This is a genomic window from Streptomyces sp. NPDC053665, from assembly GCF_055585285.1.
This window is the reverse complement of sequence record NZ_JBVJKK010000002.1, coordinates 29,890-56,432: the sequence shown is the minus strand read 5'-3', so window position 1 is coordinate 56,432 and position 26,543 is coordinate 29,890. Positions and strand designations below refer to the sequence as shown.

Here is a 26,543-nt window from a genome sequence, read left to right as displayed (position 1 = left end):
CCGACCCGTGGCCCGCACCGCCCCGCGTGGGAGCGGCCGGTCCGCCTGACAACCTGTGTCTGCACCGACACGCCTCCGCCCGCCCGGACGTCGCCGTGCCCCGTGGGAAGCCTGCATTCCCGCTCCCGGGCCCCGGTAATCCCGGAGCGGGACATGCCGTTGGAAACTGCCCGCTCACCGGACCCCGGGCAGGACCCGCCGCCCGGCCGCGCTGTCGGTCCTCGCCAGTAGGGTGTGAGCATGGCCGACCCCTCCAGCTACCGCCCGAAACCGGGCGAGATCCCCGACTCGCCGGGGGTCTACAGGTTCCGCGACGAGCACCGCCGGGTGATCTACGTCGGAAAGGCGAAGAGCCTGCGCCAGCGCCTGGCGAACTACTTCCAGGACCTGGCCGGACTGCACCCGCGCACCCGCTCCATGGTCACCACGGCGGCGTCCGTGGAGTGGACGGTGGTGTCCACGGAGGTCGAGGCGCTCCAGCTGGAGTACTCGTGGATCAAGGAGTTCGACCCCCGGTTCAACGTCAAGTACCGCGACGACAAGAGCTACCCGTACCTCGCGGTGACGATGAACGAGGAGTTCCCGCGCGTGCAGGTGATGCGCGGTCACAAGAAGAAGGGCGTGCGCTACTTCGGGCCGTACGCGCACGCGTGGGCGATCCGCGACACGGTCGACCTGCTGCTGCGCGTCTTCCCGGTGCGCACGTGCTCGGCGGGTGTCTTCAAGAACGCCGCCCGCACCGGCCGCCCCTGCCTCCTCGGTTACATCGGCAAGTGCTCCGCGCCCTGCGTGGACCGGGTCTCCCCCGAGGAGCACCGCGAACTGGCCGACGAGTTCTGCGACTTCATGACGGGCCGGACGACCACGTACATCCGCCGCCTGGAGCGGCAGATGGGCGAGGCGGCCGAGGAGATGGAGTACGAGCGGGCGGCCCGCCTGCGCGACGACATCGAGGCCCTGCGGAAGGCCATGGAGAAGAACGCGGTCGTGCTCGCCGACGCGACCGACGCCGATCTGATCGCCGTCGCCGAGGACGAGCTGGAGGCGGCCGTCCAGATCTTCCACGTGCGGGGCGGTCGCGTACGAGGTCAGCGCGGCTGGGTCACCGACAAGGTGGAGGAGATCACCACCGGCGCCCTGGTGGAGCACGCGTTGCAGCAGCTCTACGGCGAGGAGACCGGCGACGCCGTGCCGAAGGAGGTGCTGGTCCCCGCCTTGCCCGACCCGGTCGAGCCGGTGCAGGAGTGGCTGGCCGGGCGGCGCGGGTCGAACGTGTCCCTGCGCATCCCGCAGCGCGGTGACAAGAAGGCCCTGATGGAGACGGTGCAGCGCAACGCCCAGCAGGCGCTGGTGCTGCACAAGACCAAGCGCGCCTCCGACCTGACCACGCGTTCGCGCGCCCTGGAGGAGATCGCCGACGCGCTCGACCTCGACGGCGCCCCGCTGCGGATCGAGTGCTACGACATCTCGCATCTCCAGGGCGACGACGTGGTGGCCTCCATGGTCGTCTTCGAGGACGGGCTCGCCCGCAAGAGCGAGTACCGGCGCTTCCAGATCAAGGGCTTCGCCGGGCAGGACGACGTCCGCTCCATGCACGAGGTGATCACCCGCCGCTTCCGCCGCTACCTGGCGGAGAAGGAGAAGACGGGCGAGTGGACTGACGGAGCCGACACCGGATCGGGTGAGACGCCGCTCACCAGTACGGACGCCCTCACTGATACGGAGACCCCGGCAGGCCAGGACGCCCTCCCCGCCGCAGGGACCCCGGCCCCAGACACGCTCGCTCAGGCCCCGGACCCCCTCGCCCCGACCCCCGAGGGCCCCGGCACCCCCGAAGAGACCGCTCCCGACGTGCTCACCGCTTCCGGCGCCCCGGTCGCCCCCTTGGGACTCACCGAGGAGGACGGCCGCCCCAGGAAGTTCGCCTACCCGCCGCAGCTCGTCGTCGTCGACGGCGGCGCCCCGCAGGTCGCCGCCGCCCGGCGGGCCCTGGACGAGCTGGGCATCGACGACATCGCGGTGTGCGGGCTGGCCAAGCGCCTGGAGGAGGTCTGGGTCCCCGGGGACGACGACCCGGTCGTCCTGCCCCGCAGCAGCGAGGGCCTCTACCTGCTCCAGCGGGTCCGTGACGAGGCTCACCGGTTCGCCATCACCTACCAGCGCGCCAAGCGCTCCAAGCGCTTCCGTTCCAGCCCCCTGGACGACGTCCCCGGTCTCGGGGACACGCGCAAGCAGGCGCTCCTGAAGCACTTCGGCTCGTTGAAGAAGCTGAGGGCCGCCACGATCGACCAGATCTGCGAGGTCCCCGGCATAGGCCGCAAGACGGCCGAGACGATCGCCGTCGCGCTGGCCCGCTCGGCCCCGGCCGCACCCGCCGTCAACACGGCGACTGGAGAGATCATGGAAGAGGAACCGGGCACGATGGGTTCCGGTGGGGAGCCCGTGGCAGCGGGCGCCCCGGACGAACGACGGGGGCAGGAGACATGAATGTGAACGAGCACCACGGGCCGGACGAGCAAGCCGGGGACGGAGCACAGGTGAGTACGGGCAAGCCCAACGACAAGGCCCAGGTCCCCGAGCCGGCCATCCCCGAGCTGGTGATCATCTCCGGCATGTCCGGGGCGGGCCGTTCGACGGCCGCGAAGTGCCTGGAGGACCTCGGCTGGTTCGTCGTCGACAACCTGCCGCCCGCCCTGATCCCCACCATGGTGGAGCTCGGCGCCCGCTCCCAGGGCAACGTGGCCCGCATCGCCGTCGTCGTCGACGTGCGCGGCCGCCGCTTCTTCGACAACCTCCGCGAGTCCCTCGCCGACCTGGAGGCCAAGCACGTCACGCGCCGGATCGTCTTCCTGGAGTCCTCGGACGAGGCCCTGGTGCGGCGCTTCGAGTCGGTGCGCCGCCCGCACCCGCTCCAGGGCGACGGCCGCATCGTCGACGGCATCGCCGCCGAGCGCGAGCTGCTGCGCGAGCTGCGCGGCGACGCCGACCTGGTGATCGACACCTCCAGCCTGAACGTGCACGAGCTGCGCGCCAAGATGGACGCCCAGTTCGCCGGCGAGGAGGAGCCGGAGCTGCGGGCCACGGTGATGTCGTTCGGCTACAAGTACGGCCTGCCCGTCGACGCCGACCTCGTCGTCGACTGCCGCTTCCTGCCGAACCCGCACTGGGTCCCCGAGCTGCGCCCCTACACGGGTCTCAACGAGGAGGTCTCGGGCTACGTCTTCAACCAGCCCGGCGCCAAGGAGTTCCTCGACCGCTACACGGAGCTGCTCCAGCTCGTCGCGACCGGCTACCGCCGCGAGGGCAAGCGCTACGTGACCATCGCCGTGGGCTGCACGGGCGGCAAGCACCGCTCGGTCGCCATGTCGGAGAAGCTGGCCGCCCGGCTCGCCGCCGAGGGCGTGGAGACGGTGGTCGTACACCGGGACATGGGACGCGAATGACACCACGTACACCGCGGCTGGGCCGGCTGCGCCGGGTGGTGCCCGAGGGCGGCACCGGGCACCGGGGCGGCCGGCCCGCCGAGGCCCGGGGCGGCCGGCCGCGCCGCCGCGGCGCCCAGCCCAAGGTCGTCGCCCTCGGCGGCGGCATGGGCCTGTCCGCCTCGCTCGCCGCACTGCGCCGGATCACCGGCGACCTCACCGCCGTCGTCACCGTCGCCGACGACGGGGGCTCCAGCGGGCGGCTGCGCGACGAGCTGGGCGTGCTGCCGCCCGGCGACCTGCGCAAGGCGCTGGCCGCGCTGTGCGGGGACGACGACTGGGGCCAGACCTGGGCCCGGGTCATCCAGCACCGCTTCCAGTCCCAGGGCGACCTGCACGAGCACGCCGTCGGCAACCTGCTGATCGTCGCGCTGTGGGAGCAGCTCGGCGACCATGTCCAGGCCCTCGACCTGGTGGGGCGCCTGCTGGGCGCCCAGGGCCGGGTGCTGCCCATGTCGGCGGTGCCGCTGGCGCTGGAGGCCCTGGTCAGGGGCCACGACCCGGAGCGCCCCGACGAGGTCGACACGGTCCGCGGCCAGGCGACCGTGGCCCTCACCCCGGGCGAGGTGCAGTCCGTGCACCTGGTGCCCTGCGACCCGCCGGCCGTCCCCGAGGCGGTCGAGGCCGTCCTGGACGCCGACTGGGTGGTGCTGGGCCCCGGCTCCTGGTTCTCCTCGGTCATTCCGCACCTCCTGGTGCCCGAGCTGCTGGACGCGCTCTCGCAGACCAAGGCCCGCCGGGTACTCTCGCTGAACCTCGCCCCGCAGCCCGGAGAAACCGAGGGCTTCTCCCCGCAGCGTCATTTGGAGGTTTTGGGACGACACGCCCCTAAACTCGCCCTGGACGTGGTGCTGGCCGACGAGGCCGCCGTGCCCGACCGCGACTCCCTGACCGACGCCGCCAAGCGCTTCGGGGCCGCGGTCGAGCTGGCGCCGGTGGCCAGGCCCGACGGGACCCCGAGGCACGACCCGGAGCTGTTGGCCGCCGCGTACGACCGTATTTTTCGGATGCATGGAAGGATCGGCCCATGGCGATGACGGCAGCGGTGAAGGACGAGATCAGCCGGCTCCCCGTCACCCGGACCTGCTGCAGAAAGGCGGAGGTCTCCGCCATCCTGCGGTTCGCCGGCGGCCTCCACCTGGTGAGCGGCCGCATCGTGATCGAGGCGGAACTGGACACCGCGATGGCGGCCCGCCGCCTCAAGCGGGACATCCTGGAGATCTTCGGCCACAGCTCCGAACTGATCGTGATGGCACCGGGCGGTCTGCGCCGCGGCTCGCGGTACGTGGTGCGCGTGGTCGCCGGCGGTGACCAGCTCGCCCGCCAGACCGGTCTGGTCGACGGGCGGGGCCGCCCGATCCGCGGTCTGCCCCCGCAGGTGGTCTCGGGGGCCACCTGCGACGCCGAGGCCGCCTGGCGCGGCGCGTTCCTCGCGCACGGCTCGCTCACCGAGCCCGGCCGCTCCTCCTCCCTGGAGGTGACCTGCCCGGGTCCCGAGGCAGCGCTTGCCTTGGTGGGCGCCGCCCGGCGCCTCCAGATCCCCGCGAAGGCCCGCGAGGTGCGCGGCGTGGACCGGGTCGTCGTCCGTGACGGTGACGCGATCGGCGCCCTGCTGACGCGGCTCGGCGCCCACGAGTCGGTGCTGGCCTGGGAGGAGCGCCGGATGCGCCGCGAGGTGCGCGCCACGGCGAACCGGCTCGCCAACTTCGACGACGCCAACCTGCGCCGTTCGGCCCGCGCGGCCGTCGCCGCCGGCGCCCGCGTGCAGCGTGCCCTGGAGATCCTCGGCGAGGACGTGCCCGAGCACCTCGCCGCGGCCGGCCGGCTGCGCATGGAGCACAAGCAGGCCTCCCTGGAGGAGCTGGGCGCCCTCGCCGACCCGCCGCTGACCAAGGACGCGGTCGCCGGGCGGATCCGCCGCCTGCTGGCGATGGCCGACAAGCGCGCCTCCGACCTCGGCATCCCGGGGACCGAGGCCAACCTCAGCGACGAGCTGGCCGACAACCTCGTCGGCTGACCTCACAGACCGTCACCCCGCCGGTGCCGACGCCCACTTGGGTGGTCGGCGCCGGTGTTTCGCGTGTCCGAGGCCCCCTTGACTCGATCATGGTCTGTCATGAGCCTGGCATCTGTTCGCTGCTGTGGCGGACCCACGCTAGGGGGGTTCATGAGACGAAGAGCGAGATCGATCCTCGCTGTCGGCGCGCTCCTGTTCGGCGGAGCGAGCATCGCACCCATCGCCCAGGCACAACCCGGGAGTCCGGCCCCGTCCGACCCGGACGAGGTCAAGGTCTTCCGCGCCGACGTCACACAGAAGCAGGTACCCCTGCTGCTGGCGGCCGGCCAGGACGGCCACGAACTCGGTGAGCGCGTCCCCGAGAAGGGCACCGCCACCGTCGAGGTCTACCTGACGGACCAGCAGGCGCGGAAACTGGAGAGGCAGGGCGTCGACCTCACCGAGCACGACCTCACGGCCACGGCCGAGAAGCGCGTCGACGCCGCCGCCGAGGGCGTGTTCCGGCCGTACAGCGGCAAGGGCGGGCTGCGCGAGGAGCTGCTGCGCACCGCCCAGGAGAACCCGGACCTCACCAAGGTCGTCTCCATCGGCAAGACGGTCAAGGGCCAGGACATCCTCGCGCTGAAGCTGACCAAGGGCGCGAAGCGGAGCAAGGACGGCTCCAAGCCGGCCGTCCTCTACATGTCCAACCAGCACGCGCGTGAGTGGATCACGCCGGAGATGACCCGGCGCCTGATGCACCACTACCTGGACAACTACAAGAAGGACCGGCGGATCAAGAAGATCGTCGACTCCACCGAGGTGTGGTTCCTGCTGTCGGCCAACCCCGACGGCTACGACTTCACCTTCGCCGACCCCGCCAACCGCCAGTGGCGCAAGAACCTGCGGGACGTCAACGGGGACGGCACCATCACCACCGGCGACGGCGTCGACCTCAACCGCAACTTCGCCTACAAGTGGGGCTACGACGACGAGGGCTCGTCCCCGAACCCCACCAGCCAGACCTACCGGGGCGCCGGGCCGAACTCCGAGCCGGAGACCAAGGCCCTCGACGCCTTCGAGAAGCGGATCGGCTTCACGTACGGCATCAACTACCACTCCGCCGCCGAACTCCTCCTCTACGGGGTCGGCTGGCAGGTCGCCACGCACACCCCGGACGACGTGCTGTACAAGGCGCTCGCCGGCACGCCCGAGAACTCCGCCGTCCCCGGCTACCACCCGCAGCTCTCCTCCGAGCTGTACACCACCAACGGCGAGGCGGACGGCCACGCGGCGAACGTCAACGGCATGGCGATGTTCACGCCCGAGATGTCGACCTGCCAGAGCGCCTCGGACCTGGACCCGAACGACGAGTGGAAGGCGTCCGACTGCCAGTCGGTGTTCACCTTCCCGGACGACGAGAAGCTGATCCAGCAGGAGTTCGCCAAGAACGTCCCGTTCGCGCTCTCCGTCGCCGAGACCGCCGCGCACCCCGACCGGCCGTCCTCCTCCGTCGGGCTGAAGGCCGCCGACTTCACCCCGGCCGCGTTCGGCACGTCCTACTCCCGCGGCGCCGACCAGGAGGTGTCCGTCGTCGTGCGCAAGTCCGTGCGCGACAAGGAGCTCAAGTACCGCGTCGACGGCGGCCGCACCCGCGACATGGCGCTGCGCCCCTGGAAGGGCGGCGAGACCTACGGCGGCGAGGACAACCTCTACTTCGACGAGTACCGCGCGAAGGTCAAGGACGGCGAGCCGGGCGACGAGGTCGAGGTCTGGTTCACCGGTGAGGCGAAGAACGGCAAGAAGGTCTCCAGCGACCACTTCACCTACACCGTCGCCGAGCGGCCCCGCGCGGACGCCCTCGTCGTCGCCGAGGAGGGCGCGACCGCGACCCAGGCCCAGAAGTACGTCGACGCGCTCAAGGCCAACGGCCGCAAGGCGCTCGTCTGGGACGTGGCCCGTCAGGGCGCACCCGACGCGCTCGGCGTGCTGAGCCACTTCGACACCGTCGTCCACTACACCGGCGCGAGCACCCCGGGCGTGGCCACCCAGCTGCAGCTGCGGGCCTTCCTCAACGAGGGCGGCCGGCTGATCGAGGCGGGCGAGCAGGCCGGCGGCAGCGTCGACCTCGGCGGCGCCCTGTCGAACGACTTCAGCCAGTACTACCTGGGTGCCTACACCCGCACCTCCACCCCCGGGGCCACCGCCTTCACCGGCTCCGGTGAACTGGGCGGCGTCACCACCCCGCTCGGCGCGGCACCCGGCAACCCGCTCGACAAGGCGGGCACCTACAGCGTCACCTCCGACGAACTGCCCGTCGGGCAGTACCCGCAGTTCGCGAGCAAGGGCGCCGGGCAGTTCGCCGGGACCGTCAATCCGTACGGTCCCTACGCGGGCAGCGGGATGGCCGCCGCCGTCCACACCGACGACGCCTACAAGCGCCTCGGCCGCACCGTGGACCTCGGCGGCACCACCGCCGCGGAGCGGCCCACGCTGCGCACCCAGCTGCTGTGGGACACCGAGGCCGGCTACGACCACGTCGTCGTCGAGGCGCGCACCGCCGGCGCCGACGACTGGACGACCCTGCCCGAGAAGGGCGGCGCGACCAGGAGCACCGTGCCGACCGAGTGCGAGGGCGGGTTCTACATCGGCGAGCACCCCTGGCTGAAGCACTACCTGACCCAGGGTGCCGACGGCTGCACCGCCACCGGCACCAGCGGTGCCTGGCACAGCCTGACCGGCTCGTCCGGCGGCTGGCAGCAGGTGGAGTTCGACCTGAGCGCCTACGCGGGCAGGACGGTCGAGCTGTCGATCGCCTATGTCACCGACCCGGGCACCGGGGGGCGCGGTGTGTGCGCCGACAACGCCTCGCTCGTCGTCGACGGCGCGGCGAAGGACACCGAGGGCTTCGAGACCTCGCTCGGGGCCTGGAAGGTCACCGGACCGCCCGAGGGCAGCCCGGCCGTCCTCAAGGACTGGGCGCGCACCGGCGCCCTGTTCCAGACGTACGGCGCCGTCACCACGGACGACACCGTGCTGCTGGGCTTCGGCCTGGAGCACGTCACCGCGGCGGCCGACCGGGCGGCGCTGATGAGGAAGGCACTGGCCTCCCTGGACGTGTGACACCCCGGTCGGCGGGGACCCGGACCGTGGGCGGGATCGGCTGATCCCCCTTCGGCGGTGGGCGGTCCGTACCCCTACTGGCGGGTACGGACCGCCCTGCCGTGTATGAGGCATCTGAATGTCACCACCCGGGCTCCAGGGAGGTAGGGTCGTAGGCGGTCGGGGACATCCCAAACAGAGCTCGCCGGCACCTCATGGCCGGCGTACCAACGAGGAGATCGGTTCGTGACGATCCGCGTAGGCATCAACGGCTTCGGCCGCATCGGTCGTAACTACTTCCGCGCGCTGCTGGAGCAGGGTGCAGACATCGAGATCGTGGCTGTCAACGACCTGGGTGACACCGCGACCACCGCTCACCTGCTGAAGTACGACACCATCCTCGGCCGCCTCAAGCAGGAGGTCACGCACACCGAGGACACCATCACCGTCGGCGGCAGGACCATCAAGGTCCTCGCCGAGCGCAACCCCGCCGACATCCCCTGGGGTGAGCTGGGCGTCGACATCGTCATCGAGTCGACCGGCATCTTCACCAAGAAGGCGGACGCCGAGAAGCACATCGCGGGCGGCGCCAAGAAGGTCCTCATCTCGGCTCCGGCCAAGGACGAGGACGTCACCATCGTGATGGGTGTCAACCAGGACACCTACGACCCGGCGAACCACCACGTCATCTCCAACGCCTCCTGCACCACCAACTGTGTGGCGCCGATGGCCAAGGTCCTCGACGAGAACTTCGGCATCGTCAAGGGCCTGATGACGACGGTGCACGCGTACACGAACGACCAGCGCATCCTGGACTTCCCGCACAAGGACCTGCGCCGCGCCCGTGCCGCCGCGGAGAACATCATCCCCACCACCACGGGTGCCGCCAAGGCCACCGCGCTGGTCCTGCCGCAGCTCAAGGGCAAGCTGGACGGCATGGCCATGCGCGTGCCGGTCCCGACCGGCTCGGTCACCGACCTGGTGCTGGAGCTCGGGCGCGAGGTCACCAAGGAAGAGGTCAACGCCGCCTTCCAGAAGGCCGCCGAGGGCGAGCTGAAGGGCATCCTCGAGTACACCGAGGACCCGATCGTCTCGTCCGACATCGTCAACGCCCCGGCGTCCTGCACCTTCGACTCCTCCCTGACCATGGTCCAGGAGGGCAAGAACGTGAAGGTCATCGGCTGGTACGACAACGAGTGGGGCTACTCCAACCGCCTCGTCGACCTCACGGTCTTCGTCGGCAACCAGCTCTGATCGAATAGACCAGGCACCACGGTGTGAGAGCAGGGCTCGGGCAGCGCGCGGTCGCGCCGTCCGAGCCCTGACGCACGTACAGATCAGAGCTGTTCGATCACGAGCGCTTACGAGCGCTCACGAGCTCTTTCAGGAGTCCCCTTTCATGAAGACGATCGACGAACTCCTCTCCGAGGGAGTGGCGGGCAAGCGGGTCTTCGTCCGCGCCGACCTGAACGTCCCGCTGGACGGCACGACCATCACCGACGACGGCCGCATCCGCGCGGTGCTGCCCACGGTCGAGGCCCTCGCCGCGGCGGGCGCCCGCGTGGTCGTCGCCTCGCACCTGGGCCGCCCCAAGGGCACCCCGGACCCGGCCTTCTCCCTGGCCCCGGCCGCCACGCGCCTCGGTGAACTGCTCGGCGCCGACGTGGCCTTCGCGACCGACACGGTCGGCGAGTCCGCCCAGGGCGTCGTCGCCGGCCTGGCCGACGGGCAGGTGGCCGTCGTGGAGAACCTGCGCTTCAACGCCGGCGAGACCAGCAAGGACGACGCCGAGCGCGGCGAGTTCGCGGACCGGCTGGCCGCCCTCGCCGACGTCTACGTCGGTGACGGCTTCGGCGCGGTGCACCGCAAGCACGCCTCGGTCTACGACCTCCCGGGCCGCCTGCCGCACTACGCCGGCCACCTCATCGCCACCGAGGTCGGTGTCCTCAGGAAGCTCACCGACGACGTCAAGCGCCCCTACGCGGTCGTCCTGGGCGGCGCCAAGGTGTCCGACAAGCTGGCCGTCATCGACCAGCTGCTCGGCAAGGCCGACCGCCTGCTCATCGGCGGCGGCATGGTCTTCACCTTCCTCAAGGCCAAGGGCCACGAGATCGGCACGTCCCTGGTCCAGGAGGACCAGCTCCCGGCCGTCCGGGAGTACATCGAGCGCGCCGAGAAGAACGGCGTCGAGCTGGTCCTGCCCGTGGACGTCGTGGTGGCCCCGGAGTTCCCGGACCTGAAGACCAAGGCGCCGGCGCAGCCCAGCACCGTGGCCGCCGACGCCATGCCGGGCGGCCAGATGGGGCTGGACATCGGCCCCGAGTCCCGCAAGCTGTACGCATCGAAGATCGCCGACGCCGCCACCGTCTTCTGGAACGGCCCCATGGGCGTCTTCGAGCACCCCGATTTCGCCGAGGGCACCAAGGCGGTCGCCCAGGCTCTCCTCGACTCCCGGGCCTTCACGGTGGTCGGCGGTGGCGACTCCGCCGCGGCCGTCCGCATCCTGGGCTTCGACGAGAATGCATTCGGCCACATCTCGACCGGTGGCGGCGCCTCCCTCGAATACCTCGAGGGCAAGACGCTCCCCGGCCTCGCCGCACTGGAGGACTGACCCTTTATGAGCACGCGCACGCCGCTGATGGCGGGCAACTGGAAGATGAACCTCAACCACCTCGAGGCCATCGCGCACGTCCAGAAGCTCGCCTTCGCCCTGGCCGACAAGGACTACGAGGCCGTCGAGGTCGCCGTCCTCCCGCCCTTCACCGACCTGCGCTCCGTGCAGACCCTGGTCGACGGCGACAAGCTCAAGATCAAGTACGGCGCCCAGGACATCTCGGCCCACGACGGCGGTGCCTTCACCGGTGAGATCTCCGGCCCCATGCTGGCCAAGCTGAAGTGCACGTACGTCGCCATCGGCCACAGTGAGCGCCGCCAGTACCACGCCGAGACCGACGAGCTGGTGAACGCCAAGGTCAAGGCCGCCTACAAGCACGGCATCACCCCGATCCTGTGCGTCGGCGAGGAGCTGGAGGTCCGCGAGGCGGGCAACCACGTCTCCCACACCCTCGCCCAGGTCGAGGGCGGTCTGAAGGACCTCCCCGCCGAGCAGGCCGAGACCGTCGTGGTCGCCTACGAGCCGGTGTGGGCCATCGGCACCGGCAAGGTCTGCGGTGCCGAGGACGCCCAGGAGGTCTGCGCGGCGATCCGCGGCAAGATCGCCGAGCTGTACTCGCAGGAGCTGGCCGACAAGGTCCGCATCCAGTACGGCGGCTCCGTGAAGTCGGGCAACGTCGCCGAGATCATGGCCCAGGCCGACATCGACGGCGCCCTGGTGGGCGGTGCCTCGCTGGACGCCGACGAGTTCGTCAAGATCGTGCGCTTCCGCGACCAGTGAGTATGCGCTAACGGCGATTCGTCGTACCCTTGCGGGGTCCAGCGCCGTGCTGGGCCCCGCGTCGTCCGTCCGCATTCCGAGGAAGTTGGTCCAGCCGTGGTTTTGGGGTTCTCGATCGCCCTGATCGTCTTCAGCCTGCTGCTGATGCTGCTGGTGCTGATGCACAAGGGGAAGGGCGGCGGCCTCTCCGACATGTTCGGTGGCGGCATGCAGTCCTCCGTCGGTGGCTCCTCGGTCGCCGAACGCAACCTCGACCGGATCACCGTGGTGATCGGTCTGCTGTGGTTCGCGTGCATTGTCGTGCTCGGCATCCTGATGAAGATGAACAACTGACCGAGCGGCACTCCGCACGGACTCGTACGTAAAGCCCCATGTCGGGTACGCGCAGCTGAGCGCGGCCTATCATGGGGCTTGCGTCTAGGGGTGAGGGTTGTAACTCCAATCACTGGACGCGCGTTGGGCCTTACGTAGACTGAGGCGCTCGCAGCGAAGCGGAACGCCGAATCGCTTCGCGGCACCATCACGCAGGGAGTTACGACCGTGGCAAGTGGCAACGCGATCCGGGGAAGCCGGGTCGGGGCGGGGCCGATGGGCGAGGCCGAGCGCGGCGAGTCCGCGCCGCGGCTGCGCGTCTCCTTCTGGTGCTCCAACGGACACGAGACCCAGCCGAGCTTCGCCAGCGACGCGCAGGTGCCGGACACCTGGGACTGTCCCCGCTGCGGCTTTCCGGCCGGCCAGGACCGGGACAACCCCCCGGACCCGCCGCGCACCGAGCCCTACAAGACGCACCTGGCGTACGTCCGGGAGCGGCGCAGCGACGCGGACGGCGAGGCGATCCTCGCCGAGGCGCTGGCCAAACTGCGGGGCGAGATCTAGAAGTCGACACCGGCCGGGCACCCACAGGTGCCCGGCCGGAACTGCCTGAGGCCCTTGGCCCCGGCCGGTTGTCAGTGCCACCCCCTACGGTGTGCGCATCGGATGAACCGGAGGGGGAGCGGTGGTCACGGTGGAGGCGGGGCAGGCCCGTGCGCCCGCATGGCGCGGCAGTTTCGGGCGGCTGTGGAGCGCGGCGGTGCTGTCCAGTTTCGGGGACGCGCTGCGCACGTCCGCGCTGCCGCTGCTCGCCGTCACCCTGACCGACGAGCCGCTGCTCGTCGCCTCCGTCACCGCCTGCGGCTACCTGCCCTGGATCGTCTTCGGCCTGCTCGGCGGGGCCGTCGCCGACCGGGTGGACCAGCGGCGCGCGATGTGGACGGTCGACGCGGCGCGCGGACTGCTGACCGGCGCCTTCGCCGTCGCCGTCGCCCTCGGCCACGCCTCGATCGGCCTGCTCGTCGCCCTGGCCTTCGCGCTCACCACCTTGCAGACCCTCTTCGACAACGCGGCCACGGCCCTCCTGCCCGACCTGGTCGACCGGGACGCCCTGGGCAGCGCCAACGCCCGGCTGATGACCGGCCAGCGCATCGCCGGCGGCCTCCTCGGGGGGCCCGTGGTGCCGCTGCTGCTCGCTGCGGGGGCGGCGGTGCCGTTCGCGGCCGACGCCCTCACCTACCTGGTGGCCGCCGCCCTGATCGCCTCCCTGCCCGCCGCCCGGTCCGAGCGGGCAGCGCGGCCTGCGGGCAGCACCCTGCGCCGCGAGATCGCCGAGGGGCTGCGCCACCTCCGGCGCGACGGCCCGCTGCGCGGACTGTGCGCCGCCACCGCCCTGTGCAATATCGGCATGGGCGGCCTGCTCGCGCTGCTCGTCGTCCTCGTCACCGACTGGCTGGGAGCGGGGCCCGCGGGCTACGCGGCGGCCGGCACCGCGTTCACCGTGGGCAGCCTGACCGGGGGAGTGCTGAACGGCCGGATCGTGACGCGGCTCGGCCGCCTGCGCTCCGTGCTGCTCGCCGGGGCGGTGCAGACCGGCGCCCTGGTCCTCATGGGCACCGTGCGCAGCCTGGCCGTCCTCGTGTGCGCGCTGGCGGTGTTCGGGTTCATGGGCATGGTGTGGAACGTCAACACCACGACCTTGATGCAGGAACGCGCCCCGGCGGGCATGCTCGGCCGGGTCAGCTCCGCCTTCCGGACCCTCGCTCTCGCCGGAGTGCCCCTGGGCGCGCTGCTGGGCGGGGCCGCCGCCACCTTCTGGGGACCCAGTACCCCGCCCCTGCTGACGGCCGCCTTCTTCGTCCTGTCCGTCCTCGCGCTGATACCGGCGCTGCGCGCGGACGTATCTGTCGTCGAGCCGGACCCCGGCGCCACGGCGACCGACGTCACGCGCTGATCAATTAGGTTGGGACCGGCAGCGGGGCAAGGTACGCAGGCAGGACAGGAAAGAAGGCTGAAGACCGGGATGAACGCAGACGGCCGTACCAGGCTCAACCAGACGCCCGAGTGGACCGCACTGGCCCAGCACCGCGAGGAACTCGGCGGCGTCGGGCTGCGCGAGCTGTTCGCCGCCGACTCCGGCCGCGGCAGCGCCTACACCCTGCGCGTGGGCGACCTGTACATCGACTACTCCAAGCACCTCGTCACCGACGACACCCTGCGGCTGCTGCGGGAACTGGCCGTGGCGACGGACGTGTTCGGGTTGCGGGACGCCATGTTCCGCGGTGAGCGGATCAACACCACGGAGAACCGGGCCGTGCTGCACACGGCGCTGCGCGCGGCGCGGGACGCGGTGGTCGAGGTCGACGGCGAGAACGTGGTGCCGGGTGTGCACGCCGTGCTCGACAAGATGGCCGACTTCGCCGGGCAGGTGCGCTCGGGGGAGTGGACCGGGCACACCGGCAAACCGATCCGCAATGTCGTCAACATCGGCATCGGCGGCTCCGATCTGGGCCCCGCGATGACCTACGAGGCGCTGCGGGCGTTCACCGACCGCGAGCTGACGGTGCGTTTCGTGTCGAACGTGGACGGCTCCGACCTGCACGAGGCCATCCGGGACCTGGATCCGGCCGAGACGCTGTTCATCGTCGCCTCGAAGACCTTCACCACCATCGAGACCATCACCAACGCCACCTCGGCCCGTTCCTGGCTGCTGGCCGGGCTGGGCGACGACAAGGCCGTGGCCCGGCACTTCGTGGCCCTGTCGACCAACGGCGAGAAGGTCGCCGGCTTCGGTATCGACCCGGACAACATGTTCGAGTTCTGGGACTGGGTGGGCGGCCGCTACTCCTTCGACTCCGCGATCGGCCTGTCGCTGATGATCGCCATCGGCCCGGACCGCTTCCGGGAGATGCTGGACGGTTTCCGCATCGTCGACGAGCACTTCCGCAACGCCCCGGCCGAGGCCAACGCCCCGCTGATCATGGGTCTGCTGGGCATCTGGTACGGCAACTTCCTCGACGCCCAGTCGCACGCCGTCCTGCCCTACAGCCACTATTTGTCGAAGTTCACCGCCTACCTCCAGCAGCTCGACATGGAGTCCAACGGCAAGTCCGTGGACCGTGCGGGCGAGCCGGTCGGGTGGCAGACGGGGCCGGTGGTGTGGGGCACGCCGGGCACCAACGGGCAGCACGCCTACTACCAGTTGATCCATCAGGGCACCAAGCTGATCCCGGCGGACTTCATCGGCTTCGCCCGGCCGGTCGCCGAGCTGAGCGAGGAGCTGAAGGCCCAGCACGACCTGCTGATGGCCAACTTCTTCGCCCAGACCCAGGCACTCGCCTTCGGCAAGACACCCGAGGAGGTGCGCGCGGAGGGCGTGCCGGAGGAGCTGGTGGCGCACAAGACGTTCCGGGGCGACCACCCCACCACCACGATCCTGGCCACCGAACTGACCCCGTCCGTGCTGGGTCAGCTGGTCGCCCTCTACGAGCACAAGGTGTTCGTCCAGGGCGCGGTGTGGAACATCGACTCCTTCGACCAGTGGGGCGTCGAACTCGGCAAGGTCCTCGCCAAGCGCGTCGAACCCGCCCTCACCGAGGGCGCGGAGGTCGAGGGCCTGGACGCCTCGACCCGGGCGCTGGTCGCCGCGTACCGGGAGGCGCGCGGCCGTCGGTGACGGTCACGGGACAGCGTGAAGCGTCACGCACGGCGGGCGGGGCCGGACCCCGCCCGCCGGAGGGCGTCAGGCCACGGCGCTGAGGGTGTCGGCGAGGCGGCGCCGGGCCGACCGGGCGGCGGGGACGGCGGCCAGGGCGGCCGCGCAGAGCACCGCCGCGGCCCCGAGCAGCACCACGAGGAGTGCCGAGGGGCCCTGCGCGATGCCCGCGCCGATGCCGCTCGACCTGCCCTGGGCGTCGATCAGCCACCGGGCGAGGGGCAGCCCCAGGGCGGTGGCGGCGAGCACGGCCGCCAGGGCGGTGAGGCCGGTGGCCGTGACGGTGACCGCCGTGATCTGCCGGGGGGACAGGCCGACGGCCTTCAGCGCCAGCAGGTCCCGCTCCCCCTCGCGGACGGTGCCGCCGATCGCGGTGAGCAGCTCGATCAGCCCGATCAGGGCGAGGACGGCGATCAGCCCGGCGACCACGGCGCGCAGCGGGGAGAGCCCGTCGGCCGGGTTGGTCACGGCGTGCACGTCGAGGCGGCCGTGCCCGGCCGAGGCGAGCCGCCCGGCGACCTCCGCGGGATCGGCGCCGGGCTTCAGCCGCAGTTCGTAGAGGGTGGGGCGGAGCCCGGGGTCGTTGGCGCGGAGGGTGTCGAGCGACGTCGAGATCACCCGGCCGGCGTTCTCCGGTTCGATGCTGCGGCCCACGATGTGCAGGATCTGCGGCTGGTCCCCGACGGTCATGCGCACCCAGTCCCCGACGCGCACGTCCAGCAGGTCGAGCAGCCCCTGCCCGGCCACGGCCTCGTCGGCGCCGCGGGCGGGACGGCCCTCGGCGAGGCTGTACGGATACGGCTCGGCCCGGGTGCCGAGGCCGCGCAGGGCGATGGTCGCGGTCTGGCCCGGTACCAGGGCGGCCGTCTCGACGCCCGGGTAGGCGGCGGCGACCTGCGGGTCGTCCTCCAGGAGCGCGCGGACGCCCCGCTCGTCCGGTCCGGAATCGGCGCGGACGCTCAGGGTGGTGGGCAGACCGACCTGCTCGGGCCGGCTGTGGAAGCGGTCGAGGGTGGTCCACGCGCTCACCGCCACCACGATCAGCAGCAGCGGCAGCGCGAGGCGGGCGACCGTGGCCAGCGAGCGGGGACGGCGGGGGAACGCCGTGTGCCAGCCCAGGACGAGCGCGGGCGGCACCCGCACGCCGAGCGCCCGGCGGGCCACGCCGGACAACCGCCCGCCCGAGGTCGCGGCGGGCCGGGGCACCGGCACCGGCGGCACCCGCCCGGCGCGCCAGGCGGCGAGCCCGGTGGTCGCGCCGATGAACAGCACCGCCCCGGCGGGGACCACGAGCAGCGCCACCGTGTGCCCGGGCAGTCCCTGCCACACCCCGACCGCGTCCCCGAGCCGGCCCGGGATCCGGCTGCCCAGGGCCTCGGCCAGGGCGGCGGCCGACACCGCGCCGAGCAGGGCGTAGGCGAGGTGCTGAAGGAGGAAGACGCGCACGACCTGCCCGGGTGTGAAGCCGATCGCCTTCAGCACCGACAGGTCGCGCAGATGGCCCCGGATACGGGTGCTGATCGCGCCGTGCACGGCGAGACCGGCGGCGACCAGCGCGCCCAGCCCGAACAGTCCGAGCACCTGCCCGAGCAGCCGGTTGTCCCCCTGGGCCTCGGCGCGGGCCTGCTGCCAGGTGGAGACCTCGCCGATCGCGCCCGCCCCCAGCACGGTCACGGCCCGCTGCACGACGTAGGACGTGTCGCCCGGGTCGGTCAGCCGCAGCCCGATGACCTGGCCCCCGGGATCGGGCACGGCCGCCGGCAGCGCCCACACGAGGCCCGGCTGCTCACCGGGCCGGTAGCGCGGCTCGGCGCTGTCGGCGAGGCCGACGACGGTCAGCCGGCGGGCGGTGCTGGGCACCTCCAGGGTGTCGCCGGGCTGGACCAGCAGCGCCCGGGCCAGGCGGCTCTCCAGCACGACGCCGTCGGGCGTCGCGGGGTCGAGCCAGTGCCCGGAGACGAGCGGCGGGCGGCCGACGGACGGGCGCTGGGCGGTGGAGCGCAGTTCCACCGAGGCTCGGCTGCCGCGGGCGGAGACGCTGGTGGCGGCGGTGGGATACGGTCCGGCGACCTCGTCGACACCGTCCAGCGCGGCCAGTCTGCCCGCGTCGGCGGAGGAGTCGGTGTGCAGCCACACGTGCGCGCCGTGCGACTGCGTGAAGACGCGCTGCCAGGGGTTGGTCGCGTACCCGAACAGGGCGGTGGCCAGCAGCAGGGAGGCGACGACGCCCGCGGTGGCGAGGACGAGGAACAGCGCCTCGCCGCGGTGCGTGCGCAGATCGGAGTGGGCCCAGCGCAGGGTGGCTCGCATACGGGTCAGCCCTTCCGGGGTGTGTCGTACCCGCGCATGTCAGTCCCGGAGCTCCAGCACACCGGAGATCCCGGAGCGGCGTGGCGGGGTGGTGCCGCCGTCCAGTTCCGCGTCGTCGGCGATCCGGCCGTCGAAGAAGCTGATCACCCGGTCCGCCGCGCTCGCCAGCCGCGCGTCGTGCGTGACCAGCAGGATCGTCTGGCCGCGCTGGTGGAAGCGGGACAGCAGCCGCATCACCTCGCGGGTGCCCTTGCTGTCCAGGCTGCCCGCGGGCTCGTCGGCCAGCAGCAGCGGGGGGTGGTTGACCAGCGCCCGGGCCAGGGCCACGCGCTGCTGCTCACCGCCGGACAGTTCGCCCGGCATGCTGCGCTCCTTGCCGGTCAGGCCCAGCTCGGCCAGCAGCGCCTCCCGCTCGGCGCGCGCCTGCCTCGGCGACGTCCCGGCGAGCAGGGCGGGCAGCTCGACGTTGTCGGCGACGGACAGGTTGGACACCAGGTTGAAGAACTGGAAGACGATCCCGATCCGCTTGCGGCGCTCCACGGCCCAGCGGGCCTCGCCGTAGGTCTCGGTGGACTCGCCGTCGAGCCAGATGCGCCCCGCGTCCGGCCGCTGGAGCCCGCCGAGCAGATGCAGCAGCGTGGACTTGCCGGCGCCGGAGGGGCCGGTGATCGCCACGAACTCGCCCCGCCGCACGCTCAGGTCGACCCCGCGCACGGCCCGGGCGGGCGCGCCCTCGCCGTGGTGCGTCTTCACCAGGCCCTCGGCGCGCAGCACAGGAGCGGGACGGTCGTCGCTCACTCCAGCTCCTCCAGCTCTTCCTGGCACCGCTCCAGCCAGTCGAGGTCGGCCTGCAGGTGCAGCATCGCGCCCTCGATCAGCAGGTGGGCGATGCGGTTGTCGCGGTCTTCGGCGGCGGCCAGCCTCGACAGCTGCCGCATGGTGTTCAGGTACTGGCGCCGCTGCTGGTTGATCAGGGCCACCTGGTCGGCGAGACCGGTCTGCGGGGCGAGGGCCAGCTTCATGAAGAACTCGTCCCGCACCCGCGGCTCGTCCTCGGGCTCCTCGAACCAGGCGCGCAGCGCCTCCCGCCCGGCCTCGGTGAGGTGGTAGACCTTCTTGTTGGGCCGGCTGGACTGTGCCACGTCCTCGCCCTCGATCAGTCCCGACTTCTCGAGGCGGCCGAGGGTCACATAGACCTGGCCGACGTTCGGCTGAGGGTACGCGGAGCCCAGCAGTTGCTCAAGGTCCTGCTTGAGCTCGTAGCCGTGGGCGGGTCCGCGGGCGAGGAGAGCCAGGAGGGGCAGGCGCACGCGTGCAGTCCTCCTGTCCGGTCCAATGTGCTCCAGGCCCTAGTATCGCCCATACCTAACAGGTATACATGGCCTCTGATTCCGGGCAAGGGTGCCCGTCGCCGGTGTACAGGGAGGAACCTATGCGGTGGATCCACGCCGCCGGTAGGGGCCTCCTCGTTCTCGTCGTGGTCCTGACCGGTCATGTCGCCGCCGGAGCGCAGGCCGGTGAACCCTCCCGGGACGGCCGCGGGCCGCTCACCCTCGCGACCGCCGGGGACCTCACCGGCTACCTCGGCCCCCTGCTGGACGGCTGGAACCGCGCCCATCCCGCCGAGAAGGTCACCCTCGTCGAACTGCCCGACTCGGCCGACGAGACCCAGGCGCAGATGATCACCGATCTGCGCGACGGCGACCGCAGCCGGTTCGACGTGCTCAACATCGACGTCAACTGGACCTCGGACTTCGCCGCCGCGGGCTGGATCAGGCCCCTGCCGCGCGACCGGTTCCCGCTGAAGATGTTCCTCCGGCCGGTCGTGGACACGGCCACCTACGACGACCGGCTCTACGCCGTCCCCTACGTCACCAACGCGGGCCTGCTCCTCTACCGCAAGGACGTGCTCGCGAAGGAGGGCGTCGAGCCGCCGCGCACCTGGGCCGAGCTGGAGCGCTACGCGAAGACGATCGCCCCCGAGTACGGGCTGGACGGGTACGCCGGGCAGTTCCTGCCGTACGAGGGCCTCACGGTCAACGCGGCGGAGGCGGTCTACTCCGCGGGCGGCTCGATCCTCGGCGACGAGGGCGAGCGCGTCACCGTCGACTCGGCGGCCGCCCGTGAGGGCATCGGATTCCTGGCACGGGGGGTGCGCGAGGGCTGGATCCCGCGCGAGGCCCTGTCGTACAAGGAGGAGGAGTCCAAGCAGGCCTTCCAGGACGGCCGGCTGCTCTTCCTGCGCAACTGGCCCTACGCCTACGTCGGGGCCTCCGCCCCGGGATCGAAGGTGGCCGGGAAGGTCGGCGCCGTGCCGCTGCCCGGCCGGGAGGGGCCCGGGACGAGCGTCCTGGGCGGATCCAACCTGGCCGTCAGCGCCCACGCCCGGCACCCGGACTCGGCGGCCCGGCTGATCGCCTACCTCACCAGTGAGCCGGTCCAGCGCCAGGTCCTCACCCGGGGCGCGCTGCCGCCCGTTCGTGCCGACCTCTACCGGGACCCGGCGCTGATCCGCCGCTTCCCGTACCTGCCGACCCTGCGCGAGAGCGTGATCGCGGCCGAGCCGCGCCCCAAGAGCCCGCGCTACGACCAGGTCAGCCTGGTCGTCCAGGCGGTCGTGCACGACGCGATGGCCGGCCACCAGACGCCCGAGGCTGCGGTGCGCCGGCTGGCGCGCGAACTCGCCCTCATCTCGCGCCGCTAGCCGGGCCCCGGCGGCAGAGTCCGCCCTCTCCTAGTTACATGTTAGGTAACGCGGACGTCTCATCTGCCGACGAGATACCCCCTTTACGACGGTTCGCCCCACATCAACTCTCCAGTAGCTTCTGCCTTTTCATTGACACCCTCTCGACACGCCTACTTAACATGCATGCATAACCGCTGCCCTCCACAGAGACAGGTCGATGGGTTGAACAGGCACCACTGGTGGCGTGACGCAGTGATCTACCAGGTCTACGTCCGCAGCTTCCTGGACAGCACCGGCGACGGCGTCGGCGACCTCGCCGGCGTCCGCGCGGGACTGCCCTACCTGAAGAAGCTCGGCGTCGACGGGATCTGGCTGAGCCCCTTCTATCCCTCGCCGCAGCACGACCACGGCTACGACGTGGCCGACTACTGCGACGTCGACCCGGTCTTCGGGGACCTCGGCGAGTTCGACCTGCTGGTCGGCTCCGCTCACCGGCTGAACGTCAAGGTGCTGCTCGACATCGTCCCGAACCACTGCTCCAGCGAGCACCCCTGGTTCCGCGAGGCGCTCGCCGCCCCGCCCGGCAGCCCCGCCCGCGCCCGCTTCCACTTCGCCGACGGCCGCGGCCCCGACGGGTCCGAGCCGCCCAACAACTGGCACTCCATGTTCGGCGGCCCCGCCTGGACCCGGGTGACCGAGCCGGACGGCCGGCCCGGCCAGTGGTACCTGCACATGTTCGCGCCCGAGCAGCCCGACTGGAACTGGCGCAACCCGGAGATCGCCGCCGAGTTCGAGCGGATCCTGCGCTTCTGGCTCGACCGGGGCATCGACGGCTTCCGCATCGACGTCGCCGCCGGCCTCTTCAAGCACCCCGACCTGCCCGACTCCGACGACCCGGAGGCCGACGCCCGCACCCGCGACTCGGTCAACCCCCTCGCCTGGAACCAACCCGAGGTGCACGACGTGTGGCGCCGCTGGCGCTCCCTGTGCGAGGAGTACACCGAGCGCGACGGCGCCGAACGCCTCCTCGTCGGCGAGGTCTCCGTCCCGACCGCACGCGAACACGCCCGCTACGTACGGCCCGACGAACTCCACCAGGCCTTCTTCTTCGACCTGCTCAGCGCGCCCTGGGACCCGGACGCCTTCCGCAAGGTCATCTCCGAGGCCATGCACGACATCGCCGGCACCGGCTCGACGGTCACCTGGGTCCTCAACAACCACGACCAGGTCCGCACCGTGACCCGCTACGGCGAACCCGCCACCGAGGGCAGCGGCCTCGGCGCCGCCCGCGCCCGCGCCGCCGCCCTGCTGATGCTGGCCCTGCCCGGCGCCGCGTACATCTACCAGGGCGAGGAGCTCGGACTGCCGGAGGTCGTGGACCTGCCGGACGACGTGCTCACCGACCCGATCTTCCGCCGCACCGGCAGCAGGGCCCGCATCCGCGACGGCTGCCGCGTGCCGCTGCCCTGGTCGGGGCAGGCCTCGCCGTTCGGCTTCACCCCCGGCGCCGAGAGCGCCAAGCCGTGGCTGCCGCAACCGGAGTACTTCGCCGAGTACGCCACCGACCGGGCCCTCGCCGACACCCGCTCCTTCTGGCACCTGTACCGCGACGGACTCCAACTGCGCTCCGCGCTGCCCCAGTTGGGCGAGGGCACGCTGCGCTGGCTGGACTCCCCGCCCGGCGTCCTGGCCTTCGAACGCGGCGATCTCGTCTGCGCCGTCAACTTCGGCACCGCCCCGACCCCCGCGCCGGTCCCCGGCACCCCCCTGCTCGCCAGCGGCTCCTGCCCGCCCGGAGTCCTCTCCGGCTCGACGGCCGCCTGGTGGATCCGTACCTGACCACCCCGCACGCGACACCCGCGCAAGCAACACCCGCGTAAGCAACACCCGCGTAAGCAACACCCGCGTAAGCAACATCCGCGCGAGCGAACTCCCCGCAAGCGAACCCTCCGAAGGGACATCGACGATGATGCGACGTACCACCCTGCTCACCGGCTGCACCGCCCTCGTGCTGGCGCTCGGCGCGACCGCCTGCGGCGGCGGGCCCGTCTCGGCCGGCGGCGGGGACAAGGCGCTCGACGGCCAGACCGTCACCGTGGCCGGCGTCTGGTCCGGCACCGAGCAGAAGAACTTCCAGAAGGTGCTGGACGCCTTCACCGAGAAGACCGGCGCCAAGACGCAGTTCACGTCCACCGGCGACAACGTCTCCACCGTCGTCGGCAGCAAGATCGAGGGCGGCAACGCCCCCGACGTCGTGATGGTCCCGCAGGTCGGCGTGCTCAAGCAGTTCGCGCAGAAGGGCTGGCTCAAGCCGCTGTCGCAGAAGACCGAGCAGGCCGTCGACGCAGGCTACGCGCCGGTGTGGAAGAACTACGGCAGCGTCGACGGCAAGCTGTACGGCCTGTACTTCAAGGCCGCCCACAAGTCGACCGTCTGGTACAGCCCCGACGCCCTCGACCAGGCAGGCGTCAAGCCCCCGAAGACCTACGACGAGATGCTGAAGGCCGGGCAGACCGTCTCCGACTCCGGCCTCGCCGCGTTCTCCGTCGCCGGACAGGACGGCTGGACCCTCACCGACTGGTTCGAGAACATCTACCTCTCGCAGGCCGGGCCCGAGAAGTACGACGCGCTCGCCGCGCACGAACTGAAGTGGACCGACTCCTCCGTCGTCGACGCCCTCACCACCCTCGGCAAGCTGTTCAAGGACAAGCAGCTCATCGCCGGCGGCCAGAAGGGCGCGCTGAACACCGACTTCCCCGGCTCGGTGGAGAAGGTGTTCGGGCCCGAGCCCGAGGCCGGCATGGTCTACGAGGGCGACTTCGTCGCCGGTGTCGCCAAGGACCAGTTCGGCAGGAAGGTCGGCGAGGACGCGAACTTCTTCCCCTTCCCGGCGGTCGGCGGCGGCGAGGCCCCGGTCGTCAGCGGCGGCGACGCCGCCGTCGTCCTGAAGGACGGCAAGAACCAGAAGGCCGCCCAGGCCCTCCTGGAGTACCTGGCCACCCCCGAAGCCTCCGCGGTGTGGGCCGAGGCCGGCGGCTTCCTCTCCCCGAACAAGAAGCTCGACCTCGCCTCCTACGGCGACGACGTCACCCGCGCCACCGCCGAGTCCCTCGTCGAGGCCGGCGACTCGGTCCGCTTCGACATGTCCGACCAGGCCCCCGCGGCCTTCGGCGGCACGAAGGGCACCGGCGAGTGGAAGCTGCTCCAGGACTTCCTGCGCGACCCCTCCGACCCCAAGGGCACCGCGGCGAAGCTGGAGGCCGCGGCGGCCAAGGCGTACCAGGACTGATACGCCGTGACCGCGACCCTCGTGAAAGAGACGAGTTCCCCGCCGCCGACCCCGGACGCCGACCGCACCCGGCGCCTGCGGCGGCGCGGCAGAACCGTCGCCCTGCTGTTCGTGCTGCCCGCACTGCTGCTGCTCGGGGCGCTCGTCGTCTACCCCGTGCTGTTCAGCATCGGCCGCAGCTTCTTCGACGCCTCCGGCACGACCTTCGTCGGCGGCGACAACTACACCGAGATGTTCCGCGACCCGGCGACCCTCAAGGCCGTGCGCAACACGGCCATCTGGGTCGTCGTGGCCCCGGCGCTGCTCACCGGGCTCGGGCTGATCCTGGCCGTCCTGGTCGAGAAGGTCCGCTGGGCCACGGCGTTCAAACTGCTGCTGTTCATGCCGATGGCGGTCTCCTTCCTCGCCGCCGGCATCATCTTCCGCCTCGCCTACGACGAGGACCCGGACAAGGGCGTGCTGAACGCGGCGGTCGTCTCCGTCCACGACGCCTTCGCGGACCGGTCGACCTACCCGACGGCCCGGGCCCGCGACGGGCAGGGCCTGACCAAGGGCAAGGACGGCTCGTACCGCACGAGCGCCTCCCTCTCACCCGGCGACGCGATCGCACTCGGCCTGGTCGGCGTCCGGCCCGCGGACCTGCCCGGCGACGCGCGACCCGCGTCCGGGGCGGCCGGGCGGAAGGCCGCCGCGGACGAACTGCGCGGCGTCGTCTACCTGGACTTCACCCCCGGCGGGGGAGGGGAGCAGGGCAGGGTCGACGCACGGGAGAGCGGACTGCCGCAGATGAAGGTCGAGGCGGTCCGCGGCGGCGAGACCGTCGCCACGGCCACCACCGCCGCCGACGGCTCCTTCCGCTTCGAGGGCCTCGAACCGGGCTCGTACACGGTGACGCTGCCGTCGGCGAACTTCGCCGCGCCCTACGAGGGCGTCTCCTGGCTGGGCCCGGCGCTGGTCACCCCGGCGATCATCGGCGCCTACCTGTGGATCTGGACCGGTTTCGCGATGGTCCTGATCGGCGCGGGTCTGTCGACACTGCCCCGGGACGCGCTGGAGGCGGCGCGCATGGACGGCGCGAGCGAGTGGCAGATCTTCCGCCGCATCACGGTCCCGCTGCTCGCCCCGGTCCTCACGGTCGTCTTCATCACGCTCGTGATCAACGTGATGAAGGTGTTCGACCTCGTGTACATCATCGCGCCCGGACCCGTGCAGGAGGACGCGACCGTCCTCGCGACGCAGATGTGGCTGGTGTCGTTCGGCGGCGGCAACAACCAGGGCCTCGGCAGCGCGCTCGGCGTCCTGCTCCTGCTGCTGGTCGTCCCGGCCATGGTCTTCAACGTCCGCCGCTTCCGAAGGAGTCAGCGATGAACGCGGTACGGCGCTCCCTGGGCAACGGCGTCGTCCAGGCCTTCCTCGTGCTGGTCGGCCTCGTGTGGATGACCCCGCTGGCCGGGCTGTTCCTGTCCTCGCTGCGGTCCGCCGAGGACACGGCGAAGGGCGGCTGGTGGACGGTGTTCTCCAGCCCCGGGCAGCTGTCCTTCGACAACTACTCGTCGCTGCTGGGGAACGCCGGGATCACCCAGGCCTTCTGGAACACGGTGCTGATCTCGGTGCCGACGACGGTACTGGTCGTGGTCGTCGCGGCCCTGGCCGGATACGCCTTCGCCTGGCTGGACTTCCCCGGCCGGGAGCCGGTGTTCCTGGTCGTGGTGGCACTGCTGGTGGTGCCCGTCCAGATCGGCCTGCTGCCGGTCGCCAAACTCTTCGGCCAGCTGGGCCTGTTCGGCACGATCCCCGGAGTCGTCCTCTTCCACGTGGCGTACGGACTGCCCTTCGCGGTGTTCCTCCTGCGCAACTACTTCGCCGAGATGCCGAAGGAGATGCTGGAGGCCGCGCGGATGGACGGCGGCAGCGAATGGCGCATCTTCACACGCCTGGTGCTGCCCGTCGGCCGCCCGGCGATCGCCTCGCTGGCCATCTTCCAGTTCCTGTGGGTGTGGAACGACATGCTCGTGGCGTTGCTCTTCGCCGACAGCGCGTCCCAGCCGCTGACCGTGGAACTGCAGTCCCAGATACGCCAGTTCGGCAGCAACATCGACGTCCTGGCCCCGGGCGCGTTCCTGTCGCTGATCGTCCCGGTCGTCGTGTTCTTCGCCTTCCAGAAGCACTTCGTCCAGGGCGTGATGGCGGGCTCGGTCAAGTAGCCGCGCCCGACACGCCTTCGCCCACCCGCGACCGTCCTGACGCCGGTCGCGGG

20 protein-coding genes and 1 pseudogene are annotated in these 26,543 nt (G+C 71.5%); 17 read left to right on the top strand and 4 right to left on the bottom strand.

Annotated features, from left to right (window positions below):
- Positions 1-240 precede the first annotated feature (240 nt).
- From uvrC to pgi, 12 genes are all read left to right on the top strand, one after another.
- The gene (uvrC, locus tag ACZ6ZN_RS07830) at positions 241-2,487 is read left to right on the top strand and encodes an excinuclease ABC subunit UvrC (RefSeq protein ID WP_469644116.1); all 2,247 of its coding nucleotides are present in this window, start codon (positions 241-243) and stop codon (positions 2,485-2,487) included.
- The gene (gene rapZ / locus ACZ6ZN_RS07825) at positions 2,484-3,443 is read left to right on the top strand and encodes an RNase adapter RapZ (RefSeq protein WP_451880166.1); all 960 of its coding nucleotides are present in this window, start codon (positions 2,484-2,486) and stop codon (positions 3,441-3,443) included. Before uvrC ends, rapZ begins: the two co-directional genes overlap by 4 nt.
- Positions 3,440-4,519 (top strand): gluconeogenesis factor YvcK family protein, encoded by a 1,080-nt coding sequence (locus ACZ6ZN_RS07820; RefSeq protein WP_469644113.1) that lies wholly within the window; start codon positions 3,440-3,442, stop codon positions 4,517-4,519. Before rapZ ends, ACZ6ZN_RS07820 begins: the two co-directional genes overlap by 4 nt.
- Positions 4,510-5,499: a DNA-binding protein WhiA gene (gene whiA / locus ACZ6ZN_RS07815; RefSeq protein ID WP_398111900.1), complete on the top strand. Its 990-nt coding sequence runs from the start codon at positions 4,510-4,512 to the stop codon at positions 5,497-5,499. The genes ACZ6ZN_RS07820 and whiA overlap by 10 nt, the downstream gene beginning before the upstream one ends.
- 150 nt (positions 5,500-5,649) lie before the next feature.
- Positions 5,650-8,601: a M14 family metallopeptidase gene (locus ACZ6ZN_RS07810; protein ID WP_469644110.1), complete on the top strand. Its 2,952-nt coding sequence runs from the start codon at positions 5,650-5,652 to the stop codon at positions 8,599-8,601.
- Between the two features lie 225 nt (positions 8,602-8,826).
- The gene (gene gap / locus ACZ6ZN_RS07805) at positions 8,827-9,834 is read left to right on the top strand and encodes a type I glyceraldehyde-3-phosphate dehydrogenase (protein WP_398111898.1); all 1,008 of its coding nucleotides are present in this window, start codon (positions 8,827-8,829) and stop codon (positions 9,832-9,834) included.
- A gap of 145 nt (positions 9,835-9,979) precedes the next feature.
- Positions 9,980-11,191: a phosphoglycerate kinase gene (locus tag ACZ6ZN_RS07800; RefSeq protein ID WP_451880163.1), complete on the top strand. Its 1,212-nt coding sequence runs from the start codon at positions 9,980-9,982 to the stop codon at positions 11,189-11,191.
- 6 nt (positions 11,192-11,197) lie between these two features.
- Positions 11,198-11,974: a triose-phosphate isomerase gene (gene tpiA, locus ACZ6ZN_RS07795; RefSeq protein ID WP_398111896.1), complete on the top strand. Its 777-nt coding sequence runs from the start codon at positions 11,198-11,200 to the stop codon at positions 11,972-11,974.
- 96 nt (positions 11,975-12,070) lie between these two features.
- Complete coding sequence (gene secG, locus ACZ6ZN_RS07790; protein ID WP_369196361.1) at positions 12,071-12,307, top strand: preprotein translocase subunit SecG; 237 nt, start codon at positions 12,071-12,073, stop codon at positions 12,305-12,307.
- Between the two features lie 207 nt (positions 12,308-12,514).
- Positions 12,515-12,850, top strand: a complete 336-nt coding sequence (locus ACZ6ZN_RS07785) for an RNA polymerase-binding protein RbpA (RefSeq protein WP_078066843.1) — start codon at positions 12,515-12,517, stop codon at positions 12,848-12,850.
- Positions 12,851-12,971: 121 nt separating this feature from the next.
- Positions 12,972-14,240: an MFS transporter gene (locus ACZ6ZN_RS07780; protein WP_451880162.1), complete on the top strand. Its 1,269-nt coding sequence runs from the start codon at positions 12,972-12,974 to the stop codon at positions 14,238-14,240.
- 69 nt (positions 14,241-14,309) lie between these two features.
- Positions 14,310-15,962 carry a glucose-6-phosphate isomerase gene (gene pgi / locus ACZ6ZN_RS07775; protein WP_469644103.1) on the top strand — a complete coding sequence of 551 codons (1,653 nt, stop codon included), beginning with the start codon at positions 14,310-14,312 and terminating at the stop codon, positions 15,960-15,962.
- A gap of 66 nt (positions 15,963-16,028) precedes the next feature.
- Here pgi and ACZ6ZN_RS07770 read toward each other — a convergent pair whose 3' ends face one another.
- From ACZ6ZN_RS07770 to ACZ6ZN_RS07760, 3 genes are read right to left on the bottom strand one after another with little or no spacing between them, the layout of a single operon-like run.
- The gene (locus ACZ6ZN_RS07770; RefSeq protein ID WP_469644101.1) at positions 16,029-18,311 is read right to left on the bottom strand and encodes an ABC transporter permease; all 2,283 of its coding nucleotides are present in this window, start codon (positions 18,309-18,311) and stop codon (positions 16,029-16,031) included.
- Between the two features lie 39 nt (positions 18,312-18,350).
- Positions 18,351-19,109, bottom strand: coding sequence for an ABC transporter ATP-binding protein (locus ACZ6ZN_RS07765; RefSeq protein ID WP_469644099.1), 759 nt, complete (start codon positions 19,107-19,109; stop codon positions 18,351-18,353).
- Positions 19,106-19,621, bottom strand: a complete 516-nt coding sequence (locus ACZ6ZN_RS07760) for a PadR family transcriptional regulator (protein WP_376331881.1) — start codon at positions 19,619-19,621, stop codon at positions 19,106-19,108. Before ACZ6ZN_RS07760 ends, ACZ6ZN_RS07765 begins: the two co-directional genes overlap by 4 nt.
- A gap of 122 nt (positions 19,622-19,743) precedes the next feature.
- Here ACZ6ZN_RS07760 and ACZ6ZN_RS07755 point away from each other — a divergent pair, with 122 nt between their 5' ends.
- Both ACZ6ZN_RS07755 and ACZ6ZN_RS07750 read left to right on the top strand, forming a co-directional pair.
- Entirely contained in the window at positions 19,744-21,015 is a 1,272-nt protein-coding gene (locus ACZ6ZN_RS07755; RefSeq protein WP_469644096.1) for an ABC transporter substrate-binding protein, read from the top strand.
- A 165-nt stretch (positions 21,016-21,180) separates the two neighbouring features.
- Positions 21,181-22,836, top strand: a complete 1,656-nt coding sequence (locus tag ACZ6ZN_RS07750; RefSeq protein ID WP_469644093.1) for a glycoside hydrolase family 13 protein — start codon at positions 21,181-21,183, stop codon at positions 22,834-22,836.
- Between the two features lie 62 nt (positions 22,837-22,898).
- Here ACZ6ZN_RS07750 and ACZ6ZN_RS07745 read toward each other — a convergent pair.
- Positions 22,899-22,958: pseudogene (locus ACZ6ZN_RS07745) on the bottom strand (hypothetical protein); the annotation flags it as partial.
- A gap of 5 nt (positions 22,959-22,963) precedes the next feature.
- Between ACZ6ZN_RS07745 and ACZ6ZN_RS07740 the strand changes: the two are divergent.
- Genes ACZ6ZN_RS07740 through ACZ6ZN_RS07730 form a run of 3 tightly spaced genes read left to right on the top strand, consistent with a single transcriptional unit; the run spans position 22,964 to position 26,490 of the window.
- Positions 22,964-24,286, top strand: coding sequence for an ABC transporter substrate-binding protein (locus tag ACZ6ZN_RS07740; RefSeq protein ID WP_398112319.1), 1,323 nt, complete (start codon positions 22,964-22,966; stop codon positions 24,284-24,286).
- Positions 24,287-24,292: 6 nt separating this feature from the next.
- Positions 24,293-25,654 carry a carbohydrate ABC transporter permease gene (locus tag ACZ6ZN_RS07735; protein ID WP_469644091.1) on the top strand — a complete coding sequence of 454 codons (1,362 nt, stop codon included), beginning with the start codon at positions 24,293-24,295 and terminating at the stop codon, positions 25,652-25,654.
- Entirely contained in the window at positions 25,651-26,490 is an 840-nt protein-coding gene (locus ACZ6ZN_RS07730) for a carbohydrate ABC transporter permease (protein WP_398112321.1), read from the top strand. The genes ACZ6ZN_RS07735 and ACZ6ZN_RS07730 overlap by 4 nt, the downstream gene beginning before the upstream one ends.
- The last annotated feature ends 53 nt before the right edge of the window (positions 26,491-26,543 follow it).